The 16044-nt window shown below is 64.3% G+C and carries 15 protein-coding genes; 4 read left to right on the forward strand and 11 right to left on the reverse strand.

The annotated features are described in order from the left end of the window. The first annotated feature begins 32 nt into the window (after nt 1-32). A complete protein-coding gene (locus tag EJ067_RS29750; RefSeq protein WP_126088702.1) occupies nt 33-1412 on the forward strand; it encodes an aspartate aminotransferase family protein in 1380 nt (459 codons plus the stop codon). Nucleotides 1413-1739: 327 nt separating this feature from the next. Here EJ067_RS29750 and mmsB read toward each other — a convergent pair whose 3' ends face one another. Then, nucleotides 1740-2624, reverse strand: coding sequence for a 3-hydroxyisobutyrate dehydrogenase (gene mmsB / locus EJ067_RS29760; protein ID WP_126088703.1), 885 nt, complete (start codon nt 2622-2624; stop codon nt 1740-1742). A 132-nt stretch (nt 2625-2756) separates the two neighbouring features. Continuing rightward, nucleotides 2757-3932 carry an isobutyryl-CoA dehydrogenase gene (locus EJ067_RS29765; RefSeq protein WP_126088704.1) on the reverse strand — a complete coding sequence of 392 codons (1176 nt, stop codon included), beginning with the start codon at nt 3930-3932 and terminating at the stop codon, nt 2757-2759. Between the two features lie 138 nt (nt 3933-4070). On the opposite strand from EJ067_RS29765, the gene EJ067_RS29770 reads away from it, so the two are divergent. Together EJ067_RS29770 and EJ067_RS29775 are read left to right on the forward strand one after the other, a co-directional pair. After that, nucleotides 4071-4676 carry a dimethylsulfonioproprionate lyase family protein gene (locus EJ067_RS29770; protein WP_126088705.1) on the forward strand — a complete coding sequence of 202 codons (606 nt, stop codon included), beginning with the start codon at nt 4071-4073 and terminating at the stop codon, nt 4674-4676. Continuing rightward, nucleotides 4676-6151, forward strand: a complete 1476-nt coding sequence (locus EJ067_RS29775; protein ID WP_126088706.1) for a cobyric acid synthase — start codon at nt 4676-4678, stop codon at nt 6149-6151. The genes EJ067_RS29770 and EJ067_RS29775 overlap by 1 nt, the downstream gene beginning before the upstream one ends. Nucleotides 6152-6428: 277 nt before the next feature. Here the strand turns inward: EJ067_RS29775 and EJ067_RS29780 are convergent, their stop codons facing one another. From EJ067_RS29780 to EJ067_RS29795, 4 genes are all read right to left on the reverse strand, one after another. Continuing rightward, complete coding sequence (locus tag EJ067_RS29780) at nt 6429-6848, reverse strand: VOC family protein (RefSeq protein ID WP_126089792.1); 420 nt, start codon at nt 6846-6848, stop codon at nt 6429-6431. An 84-nt stretch (nt 6849-6932) separates the two neighbouring features. After that, complete coding sequence (locus EJ067_RS29785) at nt 6933-7766, reverse strand: helix-turn-helix domain-containing protein (protein WP_126088707.1); 834 nt, start codon at nt 7764-7766, stop codon at nt 6933-6935. Nucleotides 7767-7850: 84 nt separating this feature from the next. After that, nucleotides 7851-8021 (reverse strand): hypothetical protein, encoded by a 171-nt coding sequence (locus tag EJ067_RS29790; protein ID WP_126088708.1) that lies wholly within the window; start codon nt 8019-8021, stop codon nt 7851-7853. Nucleotides 8022-8073: 52 nt separating this feature from the next. Further along, nucleotides 8074-8859 (reverse strand): TSUP family transporter, encoded by a 786-nt coding sequence (locus EJ067_RS29795; RefSeq protein WP_126089793.1) that lies wholly within the window; start codon nt 8857-8859, stop codon nt 8074-8076. Nucleotides 8860-9068: 209 nt separating this feature from the next. Here EJ067_RS29795 and EJ067_RS29800 point away from each other — a divergent pair, with 209 nt between their 5' ends. Next, on the forward strand, nt 9069-9500 hold the full coding sequence (locus EJ067_RS29800; protein WP_126088709.1) for a TerB family tellurite resistance protein: 432 nt from the start codon (nt 9069-9071) through the stop codon (nt 9498-9500). A 12-nt stretch (nt 9501-9512) separates the two neighbouring features. Here EJ067_RS29800 and EJ067_RS29805 read toward each other — a convergent pair whose 3' ends face one another. From EJ067_RS29805 to EJ067_RS29825, 5 genes are all read right to left on the reverse strand, one after another. Continuing rightward, complete coding sequence (locus EJ067_RS29805) at nt 9513-11135, reverse strand: dipeptide ABC transporter ATP-binding protein (protein ID WP_126088710.1); 1623 nt, start codon at nt 11133-11135, stop codon at nt 9513-9515. Beyond that, complete coding sequence (locus EJ067_RS29810; protein ID WP_126088711.1) at nt 11132-12001, reverse strand: ABC transporter permease; 870 nt, start codon at nt 11999-12001, stop codon at nt 11132-11134. Before EJ067_RS29810 ends, EJ067_RS29805 begins: the two co-directional genes overlap by 4 nt. Further along, nucleotides 11998-12945: an ABC transporter permease gene (locus tag EJ067_RS29815; protein WP_126088712.1), complete on the reverse strand. Its 948-nt coding sequence runs from the start codon at nt 12943-12945 to the stop codon at nt 11998-12000. The genes EJ067_RS29810 and EJ067_RS29815 overlap by 4 nt, the downstream gene beginning before the upstream one ends. 29 nt (nt 12946-12974) lie before the next feature. Continuing rightward, on the reverse strand, nt 12975-14453 hold the full coding sequence (locus EJ067_RS29820) for an ABC transporter substrate-binding protein (RefSeq protein WP_126088713.1): 1479 nt from the start codon (nt 14451-14453) through the stop codon (nt 12975-12977). A 116-nt stretch (nt 14454-14569) separates the two neighbouring features. Further along, nucleotides 14570-15847, reverse strand: a complete 1278-nt coding sequence (locus EJ067_RS29825; protein ID WP_126088714.1) for an acetylornithine deacetylase/succinyl-diaminopimelate desuccinylase family protein — start codon at nt 15845-15847, stop codon at nt 14570-14572. Nucleotides 15848-16044 lie beyond the last annotated feature (197 nt).

Consider the following 16044-nt stretch of genomic DNA (forward strand, 5'->3'; position numbering starts at 1 on the left):
GCCGGATTGATTCAAGAGGAAAGATCAAATCCATGACCTATCAGAACTATTCGCTGAAGCAGCTTCAGCAAATCGACGCCGCGCATCACCTTCATCCCTTCACCGACCACAAGGAGCTGCGCGAGGCAGGCTCGCGCATCATCACCCGCGCCGACGGGCCGTTCATCTACGATTCGGAAGGAGCGGAGATCCTCGACGGCATGGCGGGCCTCTGGTGCGTCAATGTCGGCTATGGCCGCGACGAGCTGGCGGACGCCGCTTATGCGCAGATGAAGGAACTGCCTTACTACAACTCCTTCTTCAAATGCTCGACGCCGACGCCGGTGCTGTTGTCGAAGAAGTTGGCGGAACTGGCGCCCAAGCATGTCAGCCAGGTCTTCTACGGCTCGTCCGGCTCGGAGGCCAACGACACGGCGCTGCGGCTCGTGCGCCACTATTGGGCGCTCGAAGGCAAGCCCGAGAAGAATCGCATCATCTCGCGCAAGATGGGCTATCACGGCTCGACCATCGCCGGCACCTCGCTCGGCGGCATGGAGCCGATGCACAAGCAGCTTGGCGGTGCGGTGCCCAACATCGTCCATGTGATGATGCCCTATGCCTATGAGCTCGCGCTGCCCGGCGAGAGCGATCATGATTTCGGCATCCGCGCGGCCAAGGCCGTCGAGGACGCGATCCTCGAGGCGGGCGCCGACAAGGTCGCCGCCTTCATCGGCGAGCCGGTGATGGGCGCGGGCGGGGTGAAGATCCCGCCGATGAGCTACTGGCCGGAGGTGCAGCGCATCTGCCGCAAGTACGATGTGCTGTTGATGCTGGACGAGGTGATCACCGGCTATGGCCGCACCGGCGAATGGTTCGCGGCGCAGACCTTCGATGTGGAACCCGACACCATCACCACGGCGAAGGCGCTTACCTCCGGCTACCAGCCGCTGTCGGCGCTGCTGGTCGGTGACCGCATCACCAGGACGCTGGTCGAGAAGGGCGGCGAGTTCTATCACGGCTATACCTATTCCGGTCATCCGGTGGCCTGCGCGGTGGCGCTGAAGAACCTCGAGATCATCGAGCGGGAAGGCCTGGTCGATCGCGTCAGGACCGACACCGGTCCCTATTTCGCGCAGGCGCTGCAGGAACACATCGCCGGTCACAGGCTGGTCGGCGAGGTCCGCTCGATCGGCCTGATGGGGGCGATCGAGATCGTCAAGGACAAGGCGACCAAGGAACGCTACCTGCCGTCAGGCAGTGCTGCCGTCGTCGTGCGCGACCATGCGATCTCGCAAGGCATGATGTTGCGCGCCACCGGCGACACGATGATCCTGTCGCCGCCGCTGATCTGGACGCGCGCCACGATCGACATGGCCTGCGAGCGCATCGCCAAGGCGCTCGATCTCGCCGACGCGGATTTGCGGAAGCGCTAAGCAAAAGCGCGGGCGCCCTTCATGGAGGGCGCCCGGGATGGCTGATCCTTCTGCCTGCGGCGAAGCCATTCCATAACGCAAAAACCGCGCCCCAAACGGGAACGCGGCTTTGCCAGATACGCATGGCGTTTCGCTACGAGAGACTTGCGAAACTTACGGGCTCCGGTACGCGAGACCTGATCCGGAGCGCCGGGCGGTTGCGATGTCCGCCTCGCAGTCCGTTTTAAAGGCACATCGTTACCGGTGCGTTATCGAGAGCTTAAGCAAATCTAAATTTGCCGGCTTTCTGTCGAAAAAATCCGCTAATAATTATTTTAAAGCAGGCGTTTAGCTTTTATCTCCGCGGAGGAAATTTATGATGCCGGAAAAATCGGCGCCGGCATTCCCTTGCGCGTTGAACAGCGCGTAGAGTTGCGTCGCCTCTGCGCCCAGAGGTGTCACCGCACCGGCGCTTTGCGCGGCCTCCTGCGACAGTTTCAGGTCCTTCAGCATGAGGGCCGCGGCAAAGCCCGGCTTGTAGTCGCGGTTGGCGGGCGATGCCGGAACAGGTCCCGGCACCGGGCAGTAGGTGGTGAGCGACCAGCACTGGCCGGAGGAGGTGGAGGCGACGTCGAACAGCGCCTGATGCGACAGGCCGAGCTTTTCGGCGAGCACGAAGGCTTCGGCGACGCCGATCATCGAGATGCCGAGGATCATGTTGTTGCAGATCTTGGCCGCCTGGCCGGCGCCGTCGCCGCCGCAATGGACGATGCGTCCGGCCATCGGCTTCAGGATCGGTTCGGCGGCAGCGAACGCCGCGTCCGAGCCGCCCGCCATGAAGGTGAGCGTGCCTGCCGCGGCGCCGCCCGTGCCGCCGGACACCGGCGCGTCGATCGACGGCAAGCCGTGCTTCGCGGCAATCGCGTGCGCCTTGCGCGCCGATTCGACATCGATGGTCGAGGAATCGATGAACAGCGCGCCTTTCTTGGCCTTGGGCGCGATGTCCTCATAGACCGACAGCACATGCTTGCCGGCAGGCAGCATGGTGATCACCACATCGGCGTCTTTTACGGCGGCGACGGCATTGGCCATGACGGTAACGCCGTGTTCTTTCGCAATAGTCAGGTTCTCGGGAACGAGATCGAATCCCAGCACAGCATGGCCTGCTTTGACCAGGTTGGCGGCCATCGGGTTGCCCATATTGCCGAGGCCGATGAAGGCGATAGTGGTCATAGCGGCGCTCCGTGCAGTTGGTGGTGAATGGTGAATGGTCAGTAGTCAGTAGTCAGTAGTCAGTAGTCAGTAGTCAGTAGTCAGTAGTCAGTAGTCAGTAGTCAGTAGTCACTACTCACTACTCACTACTCACTACTTTTCCCCTCGCCCGATCAGCGTGCGGGCAATGATGACGCGCATGATCTCGTTGGTGCCTTCGAGGATCTGGTGGACGCGAAGGTCGCGCACCAGCTTCTCGATGCCGTAGTCGTGCAGATAGCCGTAGCCGCCATGCAGCTGCAGCGCCGAGTTGGCGACCTCGAAGCCGATATCGGTGACGAAGCGCTTGGCCATCGCCGACCATTTGCCGGCATCCGCCGCCTTGCGGTCGAGCTTCGAGGCGGCGGCGTAGAGGAAGATGCGGGCCGCCTGCAGCTCGGTCTCCATGTCGGCCAACCTGAACTGCAGCGCCTGGAACTGGTTGATCTTCGAGCCGAAGGCCTTGCGCTCGGCGGTATAGGCGAGCGCCTTGTCGAGCGCCGACTGCGCGCCGCCCAGCGAGCAGGCGGCAATGTTGAGCCGGCCGCCGTCGAGCCCGGCCATGGCGATGCCGAAGCCTGCGCCTTCGGTCGCAAGCAGGTTCTCGGCCGGCACCTTGCAATCCTCGAAGATCACCTGGCGGGTCGACTGCATGTGCCAGCCCATCTTGTGTTCGTTGGCGCCGAAGGAAAGGCCGGGCGCATCCTTGGGCACGACGAGGGTCGAGATGCCCTTCGGTCCATCGCCACCGGTGCGCGCCATCACGACATAGAGATCGCTGTCGCCGGCGCCGGAGATGAACTGCTTCGCGCCGTTCAAGACATAGTCGTCGCCTGTCTTCACCGCCCGCGTCTTCAGCGCCGCGGCATCCGAGCCTGAGCCTGGCTCGGTCAGGCAATAGCTCGCCAGCCAATCCATCGAGGTCAGCTTCGGCAGGAAGCGCTGGCGCTGCTCGTCGCTGCCGAAGCGGTCGATCATCGAGGCCGCCATGTTGTGAATCGAGATGAAGGAGGAGAAGGCCGGGTCGGCGCGGGCGAGCGCCTCGAAGATCAGCACCGCATCGAGGCGGCCGAGAGCCGAACCGCCGACATCGTCCTTGACATAGATACCGCCGAGCCCGAGCGGCCCGGTCTCGCGGATCACATCGGCGGGGAAGTGCTTGGCCCGGTCCCAGTCGAGCGCGTTCGGCGCGACGCGGTCGGCCGCGAAAGCCTCTGCCATCTCCTGGATGGCGCGCTGTTCCTCGGTGAGTTCGAATTGGCCAGTGCCCGCATCGACTGCCGCGTCCATGGCGTGCTCCCTGTCGTTTCAGGCCTTGTGGCCTGTCGTTTTTGGCTTTGCGCAGCGATCAATCTAGACCAATGATGCCGCCGCGCAACCCGGGCCTCCGCGGACCGGCTGTGCATGGATTGATCAACGGAGCCTTGCGTGTCGACAGTTTTCGATCAGTTGCTGGACCGCTTCCATGGCTGTCTCGCAGGCGTCGACAGCGACCTGGTTTCGGACGCGGTCGCTCGCATCGACTGGGATATGCCGGTCCGTTCGCTCGATCCGCGTTGGCTTGATTGTCTCCGCTATCTCGACCGCATCGCCGAACTTGCGCCGCAGGACGTCAGGCCGCTGGCGCGATTCGTGGCCGACCACCGGGATGAGCTGCGCTGGGGGCAGACCTATACGGCGTCCGACTTTGGCCGGGCCTTTATCGACAATTACGGCTGGCTGGAGGTGTTCGGCACGCGCGGGCATTTCGTCAATGACGATGTCGCGGCCGGCCTGCTGATCCTCGGGCCCGGCATCGTCTATCCCGACCATCACCACATCGCCGAGGAGATCTACATTCCGCTGACCGGCGGCACGGAGTGGCGAATGGGCGAGGGCGGCTTTCACGTTCGCGAAGCCGGAGAGGTTATCCACCACGCGTCCAACGTCAGTCACGCCATGCGCACGGGCAAGGAATCGTTGATGGCGCTCTATATCTGGCGCGGCGGACCGCTGGCGCAGAAGTCGACCATTGGCTCGGAGGGCAGGAACTGATGGCCAAGGCGATCATGCTGCAGGGAACCGGCTCGGATGTCGGCAAGACCGTGCTGGTGGCGGGGCTTTGCCGGGTGGCGAAGAAACGCGGGCTGAAGGTCAGGCCGTTCAAGCCGCAGAACATGTCGAACAACGCCGCCGTCGCCGATATTCCCGGCGACGACAGAGCGGGCGGCGGCGAGATCGGCCGCGGGCAATGGCTGCAGGCGCTGGCCTGCGGGGTCAGGCCGACCGTGCACATGAACCCGGTGCTGCTCAAGCCGCAGAGCGATATCGGCTCGCAGGTGGTGGTGCAGGGCAAGGTGTTCGGCGAGGCGCGGGCGCGCGACTACCAGGCGATGAAGGCCAGGTTGATGGACGCGGTGCTCGATTCCTGGGCGAAGGTCGGGGAGGGCGCCGACCTGGTGATTGTCGAAGGCGCCGGCTCGCCGGCCGAGATCAATCTCCGCAGCCGCGACATCGCCAATATGGGGTTCGCCACCCGCGCGAATGTGCCGGTCATCCTGGTCGGCGACATCGACCGCGGCGGCGTCATCGCCTCGGTCGCCGGCACGCACCTGATCCTGCCGGAGGAAGACCGGCGCATGATCGCCGGCTACCTGATCAATAAATTCCGCGGCGATGTCTCGCTGTTCGACGATGGTATCAGCGCGATCGGGAAATTCACCGGCTGGCGCTGCTTCGGCGTCGTGCCGTGGCTGAAGGCGGCCGCCCGGTTGCCGTCCGAGGATTCGGTCGTGCTCGAGCGTCTCGCCTCCGCCGAGAAGCGGGCGCTGAAGGTGGCGGTGCCGATGCTGGCCCGCATCGCCAATTTCGACGACCTCGACCCCCTCAAGGCCGAGCCACAGGTCGAGGTGGTGTTCGTGCCACCGGGCAAGAAACTGCCCGAGGATGCCGGGCTGGTGATCATCCCCGGCTCGAAATCGACCATCGGCGATCTGATAAAATTCCGCGAGAACGGCTGGGATCGCGACCTCGTCGCCCACCGCAAGCGCGGCGGCCATGTCGTCGGCATCTGCGGCGGCTATCAGATGCTGGGTCGCATGGTGCGTGACCCCGACGGCATCGAAGGCCGCGTCACCGAAGCGGAAGGCCTCGGCCTGCTCGACATCGAAACGGTGATGGAGCCGGAAAAGACGGTGCGCAATTCAAGCGCCCGTTCGGTGCAGTTCGGCCTGCCGCTCGAGGGCTATGAGATCCATCTCGGCCGCACCACCGGTCCGGATACGGCGCGACCGTCGGCGATCATCAACGGCGTCGAGGACGGCGCGGTGTCGGCCGACGACAAGGTGATCGGCACCTATCTGCACGGGCTTTTTTCGGCGGATGCCTTCCGCACCGCGTATCTTGAGAGCCTGGGCGTCAGCGGCGGCGGCGTCGACTATCGTGCCGACGTCGAGAAGGCGCTGGACGAGGTCGGGGCCGAACTGGAGAGGCATCTCGACTGCGATGCGATTTTTTCGCTGTCGCGGTAGGTCCTCCCGTCGATGCGCATACGCTTGCCATTAGCGAAAGCTTCCGTCGCATCGTCATCCACGGGCTGAGCAAGGAGCGAAGCGACGCGGCGCAGACCCGAGGATCCATTCCGTGACGGGAAGGCGTTGCTACCGTGCAGATTCTGCTCCGCTGCGCCCTTCGATCGAGGTCACGGAATGGATCCTCGGGTCTTCGCGTCCGCTTCGCTCCCGCTCCGCCCGTGGATGGCGAAGTTCAGGCGTTTTCGCCAGCCGCAAATGCCGGCGCCGATAGAAACTACGCCTTCTCGCCAGCCTTCGGCCAGTAGGTGCCGAAGGACCAGACGTTGCCTTCCGGGTCGCGGCAGATGAACTCGCGGCTACCGTAATCGCGGTCGACCAGTTCCTGGATGATTGTAGCGCCTGCCTTCTTGGCACCCGCATAGACGGCATCGGCGTCGTCGACGGCGATGTAGATCGACTTGCCGCCACCACCGCCCGGCTCGCCGACCATCCTGCCGTAGTCGTCATCGCGTGCGGTGCCCAGCATGATCATCGAGGAACCCAAGGTGAGTTCGGCGTGATGGACGATATCGCCTTCGCCATAGCGGGCACGCAGTTCGAAGCCGAAGGCTGCGCATAGCCAGTCGATCATCCTGGCGGCGTCCCTGTAGCGCAAGGCGGGATAGATGCGAGGGGCTTCCGTTGCTGAGGGCATGGCGATCTCCTTGTTGCGGTCGATGAACCCAGTCTCGACCATGGCCGCCCCAGCGTCTTGAAGAAATGTTACCTCGCCTGAGGTCTATATCAGCGCTGCGAGCGCGGTCGGCGTTTCGCCGGCGAGTTGGCGGAATTCGCGCACCAGATGCGCCTGGTCGGCATAGCCGCAGTCGGCGGCGATGCCGGCCCAGTCGTCCTCTTGCTGCTTCGATAGCGAAAACGCGCGGTTGAAGCGCACAATGCGGGACAATGTCTTCGGCCCGATGCCGATCGCGTCGGAAAATTTTGCCGCGAGATGCTTGCGGCTCCAGCCGATCTCTCCGGCAAGCGCCGAAATGCGGGTGCGGCCGCCCGACGCGACGAGCGTCCTGTGGGCCCAGGCGATTTCAGGCGAAAGCGCATTCGCCTCGGCAAGCCGATTGGCGATGAAGCCCTCGGCAATGGCAAAGCGCGTGTCCCAATCCGATGCTTCGCCAAGCCGTTCTCGCAATGCAGTGCCCTCGAAGCCCAGCGCATCGTCGAGGCCGACCATGCGATCCCGCAGCTCGCTCATCGGCAGGCCGAAGAATTGTCTGGCGCCGAGCGGCGTGAAATTGACCTGAACGCAGCAGGAGCCGCCGAAGGATTCGATCACGACAGGACCGGCATAGAGGCCGGCTGCAAAGCTGGCGAAGCGGTCGTTGTCGCCCGGGTCGCGGCCAAGCCCGATGGCGAAGGCATCGGCGAAGCTGATCACCAGCGGCACGGTCAGGGAGGCATATTCGACGATACGGAAATGGCCGGGGCAAATCTCGCGATAGCCGCAGATATCGGTGACGATGCCCGCAAGCGCAGCCGCAGGCTGGCGCCGGACCGTCTCAAAACGGAGGGCGGGAGAGCGATTGTCCCGTCGATAGCGCTCAGTCTCGTCGGACATCGCCAAAATCTAGCAGACCATGCTCCCAAATCAAAAGCGCCCGGCAGGGCCGGGCGCTTCGAGTTGCCAGAGATCTGCGAGTCTTTATGCGCCGCGCATAAGGCAACCGGCGGCAAGCACGATATAGGCGATGAGCATGATCCATACCGACGCAAGAGGAATGAACGCAAGAAGGCCAAGAGCGGCAAGAAGGCCGATGATGGCGATGACCAACGAGATAATGAACACGACCTGGGTGGGTGCACTGAGATTCATGTCTGGTCCCTCCAACGTGATTCGCAACACCCGAATTCTACCAGCAGGGCCGTCACACACCAATTAGCTGGCGCAGGGGATTGGCCGGATCGGCCAGGAGCTTGACCGCCAGCGCCACGCACACGACGACCAGCAGCGGTTTGATGAGCCGGGCGCCAACCCGGATGGCAAGGCTCGCGCCTATGCGGGCACCGAGGAATTGTGCCACGCCCATGATCAGACCGATCTTCCAGTCGATGACGCCGACGGCGGCGAAGACGACGAAGCCGCCGATGTTGGAGGCGAAGTTGAGCAGCTTAGTGTGCGCCGTCGCCTTCAGCACGCCGTAGCCGGCAAGAGTGACGAAGGCGAGCATCAGGAATGAGCCCGTGCCTGGACCGAACAGACCATCGTACAGTCCGACGGCAGGCACGACCGTGAGCCCGAACAGAAGCGGAGACAGGCGTTCTGCGCGGTCGACGTCGTTCATGTTGGGCTTGAACGCGAAATAGAGAGCGATCGCAATCAGGAGAACCGGCAAGAGGGCGCGCAGGAAATCGCCGGGCACGACCGTCGCCAGCAGCGCGCCGATGGCGCCGCCGACGAGCCCCAGCAGCGCGGAAGGCAGCTGTCGACGCAGGTCGACCTGGCCGTTCGCGGCATAGTGGATCGTGGCCGAGCCGGAGCCGAACATGCCCTGCAGCTTGTTGGTGCCGAGCGCTGCGACCGGCGAGAAGCCCGCCAGGAGCAGCGCCGGGATGGTGATCAGGCCGCCGCCGCCGGCGATCGAATCGACGAAGCCGGCCGCGAAGGCGGCAGCAGTGAGCATCAGGACAGTCTGCAGGGTAAGGTCGATCATCGGGCTGTGGATCAAGGCGAGGAGGACGGCTGCTTCCATCATGCCCGCCCAGTTTGCGCAAGATCGATTCCGCGCTGGATCGGTTCACCGTCTCACGGAAACGCCCAACCGCTCTATCCTTTGTTTTGACGCAATTCCGAACGGAAAACCGTTTCACATTTTTCCTGGAATTGCTCTAACAATCAGACTGGAATCGCAAGGGGAGGCTTTTGGCGATGGCGCTGCTCGACCAGATACGCTCGATCTTCGACGGCGACCCGGGCGTCCGCAAGGTGGCGGACGATCCGGTGCTGTCAGCAGAGCTTTTGATGCTGTTTCGCATGATCCTGGCCGACGGCTCGGTCTCGGAGAGCGAGATGGTCGCCTTCCGGCGCATCTGCAAGGAAGCCTTCGGCATTCCCGAAGCCTCGATCGACAGCGTCATCGAATATCTCAACGACTACGGCTACGAGACCAACGGCTCGCAGGCGATCGCGCTGTTTCGCGATCTCGATGTCGAGCGGCGCAAGCTGCTTGCGCGCCATATGGCGGAGATCGCCAAGGCAGATTCAAAGCTGGCCGAGAGCGAAGTGAAGCTGCTGCGCCGCACGCTCGACCTGCTCGACATCAGCCCCGTCGATGTGGTCAAGCCAGAGAGCTGAAAGGCGCGCCGCTCACCCCTGTTCCTGCATGCGCCGCGCGATCGCGCGGTGAAGGTCGGGCGCAGCCGCGACCAGCGCCTTTGCGGCCTCCGAGCGCGGATGATCGAGCACCTCGGCCGTCCTGCCTCGCTCGACGATCTTACCTTCATGCATGACCAGCACCTCGTCGGACATGGCGCGGGCAACGGTCAGGTCGTGCGTGATGAAGAGGTAGGCGATCCCGAGTTTCTGATTGAGGTCGGCGAAGAGGTCGAGGATCTGGGCGCGGATCGAGACATCCAGCGCCGAGACTGGCTCGTCGGCCACGACCAGCTTGGGGCGGGTGATGATGGCGCGGGCGATCGACAGGCGCTGGCGCTGGCCGCCGGAGAATTCATGCGGGTATTTGTCCATGTCGCGCGGGCCGAGCCCGACTTCGTCGAGCGCATGCGCGACCATCTCGCGGCGCTCGATCCTGGCCGGTTGCTTCTCCAGAAGATGCAGCGGCTCGGCCACCAGCCTCTCGACCTTCTGGCGCGGGTCGAAGGAGCCGTAGGGGTCCTGGAATACCACCTGCATGTCGCGCCGGGCCGGCTTGAGCTCAGCCTCCGCCTTGCCGGTGATGGTCTCGCCGCGAAACCGGATCGCGCCGGCTGTCGGCTTGTCCAGCGCCAGGATCATCCGGGCAAGGGTGGACTTGCCGCAGCCGGAACGGCCGACGAGGGCCATCGACTGGGCCGGCTCGATGGTCAGCGAGACGTCGTCGACGGCGCGGATCGGGTCTCCCGGTCTGAACAAGGATTTGCGCCGGCCCTGATAGTCCCGGCTGACGCTTTCGACCTCGAGCAAGGGTTTTGCCGAGCCGGCAAGGTGCGTCTTTGGCCGCGCCGGCACATGCATGGAAGCCAGCGCCAGCTCACGCGTGTAGGGATGCGACTGCTCCGACAGCGTGCGTGCGGTGTCGCCGGCCTCCATCACCTCGCCACGGCGCAGGATGGTCAGGCGATCGGCCATTTCGGTCACCACCGCGAGGTCGTGCGAGATGAGCAGCAGGCCCATGCGGTTCTCGCTGACGAGGTCGCGCAGCAGGTCGAGGATCTGCGCCTGCAGCACCACGTCGAGCGCCGTCGTCGGTTCGTCGGCGATCAAGAGCTTCGGCTTCAGCGCGCAAGCGATGGCGATGACGACCCGCTGGCGCTGGCCGCCGGACAGTTCGTGCGGGTAGCGCGACAGCGGGAATCTCGCTACCGGCAGGCCGACGCGGTCGAGCATTTTTCGAGCGCTCTCCTCGGCCTCGGCGCGGCCAGCCTTGGTGTGCCAGCGAATGCCTTCGGCCACCTGCTCGCCAATCGTCTTGACCGGATTGAGCGCCGTCATCGGCTCCTGGAAAACCATGCCGATGTCGTCGCCGCGCATCGCGCACATCTGGTCTTCGCTCGCGCCGAGGATGTCGATGCCGTCAAAGGCGACGCGCCCATCGGCGCGCGCCAGATGCGGCAGCAGCCGCATCACGGTCAGCGCCGTCATCGACTTGCCGGAGCCGGATTCGCCGACCAGGCCGACCACTTCGCCCGGCGCGATAGCGAGATCGACGCCTTTGAGGATCGGCGTCTCGCCGATGACAAGCGACAGGTTCTCGATCTCGAGCAGGCTCATCGCTGTCGCCGCGATTTCGGATCGAGGATGTCGGCGATGCCGTCGCCGAGAAGGTTCAGTCCAAGCACGGTGACGACGATCGCCATGCCGGGAAAGATCGCCATCCAGGGTGCGGTGACCATGCGGGTCTGGGCGTCGAACAGCATGCGGCCCCAGCTCGGCATCGGCGGCTGGGCGCCGAGGCCGACATAGGAGAGGCCGGCTTCAGCGAGGATGCCCAGCGCGAACTGGATCGTGCCCTGTACGAGCAGCAGTGTGGCGATGTTGGGCAGGATGTGCTCGACGGTGATCTCAGTCATGCCCTTGCCCGCGACGCGCGCGGCCAGGATGAACTCGCGCGGCCAGATCGCCAGCGCGCCGGCGCGGGCGACGCGCGCGAAGACCGGTATGTTGAAAATGCCGATGGCGATGATGGCGTTGACGGCGCCGGGGCCGAAGATGGCGGTGATCATGATCGCCGAAAGCAGCGCCGGGAAGGCGAAGACGAGATCGTTGATGCGCATCAGCGCCTCGTCGGCAATGCCGCCGCGCGCCGCGGCGAAGGCGCCGAGCGGCACGCCGACGCCCATGCCGATGCCGACCGCGACCAGCGCCACGGCGATCGAGTTGCGGGCGCCGACCATGATCATCGACAGGATGTCGCGGCCGAAATGGTCGGTGCCGAACCAATGGGTCCACGTGGGCGCCTGCGTCTTGTCGGCGATCACCAGTCTGGTGACGTCATAGGGCGTCCAGACGAAGGAGGCGAGAGCGATCGCGGCTACCAGCAGCGTGATGGCGAAACCGACCAGGAATGAGCGGTTGCCGAAGGCCTTGGTCAGAACCGCGGCAAGCGTTTCCTCGGGCAGGTCGACGCGCATCGTCATTGCCGGCCCCTGAGCCGCGGATCGACGACCGCATAGGAGAAGTCGACAAGCAGGTTGACGGCGATCACGGCGGCGACCAGGAGCATCACGACGCTCTCGACGACGATCAGGTCGCGCTGGGTGATGGCCTGGAACACCAGCCGGCCGAGCCCCGGCAAATAGAAGACATTCTCGATGATGATGGTGCCGGCAAGCAGGAAGGCGAATTGCAGACCGAGGATGGTCAGCACCGGGATCAAGGCGTTGCGCAGGGCGTGACGCCAAAGCACCGCGCGGTAGGGCAGGCCCTTGGCACGGGCGGTGCGGATATAGTCCTCGCCCAGCACCTCGATCAGCGCCGAGCGGGCGACGCGCGCCAGGATCGCCGCTTGCGGCAGGGCCAGCGCGACGGCCGGCAGCAGCAGCGACTTCACCGCCGGCCAGGCTCCGGCTCCCCAGCCGGGAAATCCGCCGGCCGGCACCAGCCGCAGCCAGACGGCGAAGAGGTAGATCAGCATCAGCGCGAACCAGAAGTTCGGCACGGCGACGCCGAGCTGGGCGGCGCCCATGGCAAGCGCGTCGCCGGCACGGCCTTGCCGACTGGCAGAGAAAAGGCCGACCGGAATGGCGATTGCCGTCGACAGCGCCAGCGCGATAAGCGCCAGCGGCAGGGAAACCACGACGCGCTCACGCACGAGATCGATGACGGGAACCGAGTAAGTGTAGGAGCGGCCGAAATCGAGACTGAGCAGCCCGCCAGCCCAATGCAGGTAGCGCAGGGGAAGCGGCGCGTTCAGCCCCATCTGGTCGCGCAGGAGCTCGACCTGGTCGGCGCTGGCGTTGAATCCGAGCATCAGGCGCGCCGGGTCGCCGGGCAGGATCTCCATCACCGCAAACACCACCATCGAGGCCAGCACGAGCGTGATGGCCGCAATGATGAAGCGCTTGAGGAGATAGGCGGTCATGGGAGGCGATCAGGCGATCGCGGCGGCTGTCAATCTGTCCACTTCACCTTGGTGAGGTCGTTGGCCTGGATCGGCGCGTTCTCCCACAGGCCCTGCAGCTTGGCGTCCCAGACCCCGACCTTCGGCAGTTCGTAGAGGAAGCCGACCACGGCATCGTCGGCGAGGATCTTCTGCGCCTCTCCCAGCAGCTCTTTCCGCTTCGCCTCGTCCGAGGTCAGGTTGAGCTTGGCGATGATGGCGTCGAAGGCCGGGTTGTCGTAATTGAAGTAGTAGTCCTTGCGCGAATAGATATCGATGTCGTTGGGCTCGGTGTGGGAGACGATGGTGAGATCATAGTCTTTCTTGGTGAAGACCTGATCCAGCCATTGGGCCCATTCCACCGGCACGATCTCCAGGTCGATGCCGATCTCGCGAAGCTCGGAGGCGATGATCTCGCCGCCAAGCCGCGCGTAGGAAGGCGGCGGCAGCTTCAGCGTCGCCTTGAAGCCTTTCTCGAGACCTGCCTCCTTCAGCAGTTCCTTCGCCTTGTCGACATTGTGTGGATAGAGGCCGGTGAGGTCGACATAATCCTTGTTGGCGGGCGACATATGCGAGCCGATCGGCACGCCGAGGCCCGCCGAGGCGCCGTCGATGATCGCCTTGCGGTCGAGCGCGAAGGAGATCGCCTGCCTGACCTGGAGGTTGTCGAAGGGCGGCTTCTTGTTGTTGATCGCCAGGATGGTCTCGCCCTCGGTCGAGCCGATCACCACATGGAAGCGCGGATCGTCCTTGACCTGGGAGACGCTGTCGGGATCGAAGAAGGGGAAGGCCTGGATGTCGCCGGAAAGCAGTGCCGGCACGGCGGCCGCGGCATCAGGCACGATGCGGAACTCGACCTTGTCGAGAAAGACAGGCGCGCCCCAGTAATTGTCCGATTTCACCAAGCTGATCGACGAACCCTTGGCCCAACTCTGGAATTTGAAGGGACCGGTGCCGATCGGCTTTTCCTTGTTGGTATCGGCCGATTTCGGCGACACCATCACCGCGTCGCCCCAGCCCATATTGTAGAGGAAGGAGCCTTGCGGGTTCTTCAGCGTGACCTTCACGGTCGCCGGATCGACGACGTCGACCTTGTCGATCTGCGCAAACAGGCCCTTTTGCGCGTTGACCGAATTGTCGGCGCGGGCGCGGTCGAGCGAGAATTTCACGTCGTCGGCGCCGAAGTCGCTGCCGTCGTGGAATTTCACGCCGGCATGCAGCTTGAAGGTGTAAGTCTTGCCGTCATCCGAGATGGCCCAGCTTTCGGCAAGGTCGGGCACCACCTCGCCGTTCGGGCCGATGCGGGTGAGACCTTCGAAGACGTTGGCGTAGAGCACCTCGTCGATCGCGGCGGCGGCGCCCGCGGTCGGGTCGAGATGAGGGGGTTCGAGCGGAATGCCGATAACGAGGTCGGTGCGCGCCGCAAACGCCGACGTGGCGGCGGCGAATGTCAGCACGGCCGCGGCGAAAATGGTCTTCCACAATTTCATCGCTGAACTCCCATTGCTCAAAAACATGCTCAAGCCAGCGGATAGAAGCGTGATTTGGCCTGTGAGTAAATTGCGTTTCGTGCTGCCGGGCAGCGCCAGGGGAAATGTTTTCCGGATCAGGCCGTCGTGCCGCGCAGCAGCTCATTGAGACCGATCGCCATCACCTTGGCCGATTCCACCATGTCGGCGATGCCCACCCACTCGTCCGGCCGATGGGCGAGATCGAGGATGCCGGGGCCGTAGGCGATGCAGTCGTAGATGTGGCCGATGCGGGCAACGTGCTTCTGGTCGTAGGTGCCGGGCGAGATCACATAGTCCGGTTCGCGGTCGAAGACCTCCATGATGCCCTTCGCGACGGCTTTCGCGACCGGCGCGTCGCGCTCGGTCATCAGCGGCAGGACCTCCATCAGGTCGCGGATCTCGTAGTCGAACTTCTTCCGTTCGCGCTTCAGCCGTTCGAGTATGCCGGTGACTTCGCCCTTGACGGTGGCGAGGTCCTCCTCGAGCAGGAAGCGGCGATCGATGGTCAGCCGGCAGGAATCCGGCACGTTGGGCGAGGGCAGTCCGGGACGGAAGTCCTCGGTCTGGCCGCCATGGATGGAATTGATGTTCATGGTCGAGCGCCGGGCGCCCTCAGGCACCACCGGCATCCGCGTCACCTTGCGGTCGAGCGCCGGAAACAGCTCGTCCTCGAAGGCCTGCAGCACGGCGCCCATGTGGCGCACCGCATTGTCGCCGAGGAATGGCATCGAGCCATGCGCGATCTCGCCCTTGGTCTCGATCTCCGCCCACCAGACGCCGCGATGGCCGAGACAGATGCGGTCCTTGTTGAGCGGCTCTGGGATGATGACGTGATCGACCTTCGGACTGGAGAAATAGCCGAGCTGCGCCAGATGCGCGACGCCGCCGAAGCCGCCGGATTCCTCGTCGACCGTGCCTGAAATCTCGATGGCGCCGGGAAAGTCGGGATAGACCTCCATGAAAGCTTCCGCGGCGATGACCGAGGCGGCCAGCCCGCCTTTCATGTCGCAGGCGCCGCGGCCATATACCCGGCCGTCCTTCACCTCGCCGGCGAAGGGGTCGACGGTCCAGCCGTCGCCGGCCTCGACCACGTCGATATGCGAATTGAAATGCACGCAGGCGCCGGGCGAGCGGCCGTCGAATCGGGCCACAACGTTGACACGCGGATAGCGGTCTGTGTCGCCGGGCGTGCCTTCGGCGCGGATGAACTTGGTCTCGAAGCCGAGCTTTTCCAGCCGCGCGCCGAGATATTCGGCGCATGGCCGGTAGGCCTCGCCGGGCGGATTGACGGTCGGAAAGCGGATCAGGTCGGCGGTCAGCGCGACCAGGTCGTCGACGCGGTCATCGACGGCCCGAAGGAGTCGTTCGTTCATCGGCGGATTGAAAATGCAACGCGGCGCTTTTGCAAGCAGCCTTTCGCCGGTCGCCAGACAATGATCGAGGCAGGCTCTCAGGCTAAACCGTCGAGGGTGCGTGGCGTGCCAGCAACTATGGCGGGAAAATCGTTCAAATTCGCCGCATCGGATTGGCGGTTTCGTCAACAAGTGTGTGGTACTTAACGCACCTGCCG

Source organism: Mesorhizobium sp. M1D.F.Ca.ET.043.01.1.1 (assembly GCF_003952385.1).
Taxonomy (GTDB): Bacteria; Pseudomonadota; Alphaproteobacteria; order Rhizobiales; family Rhizobiaceae; genus Mesorhizobium.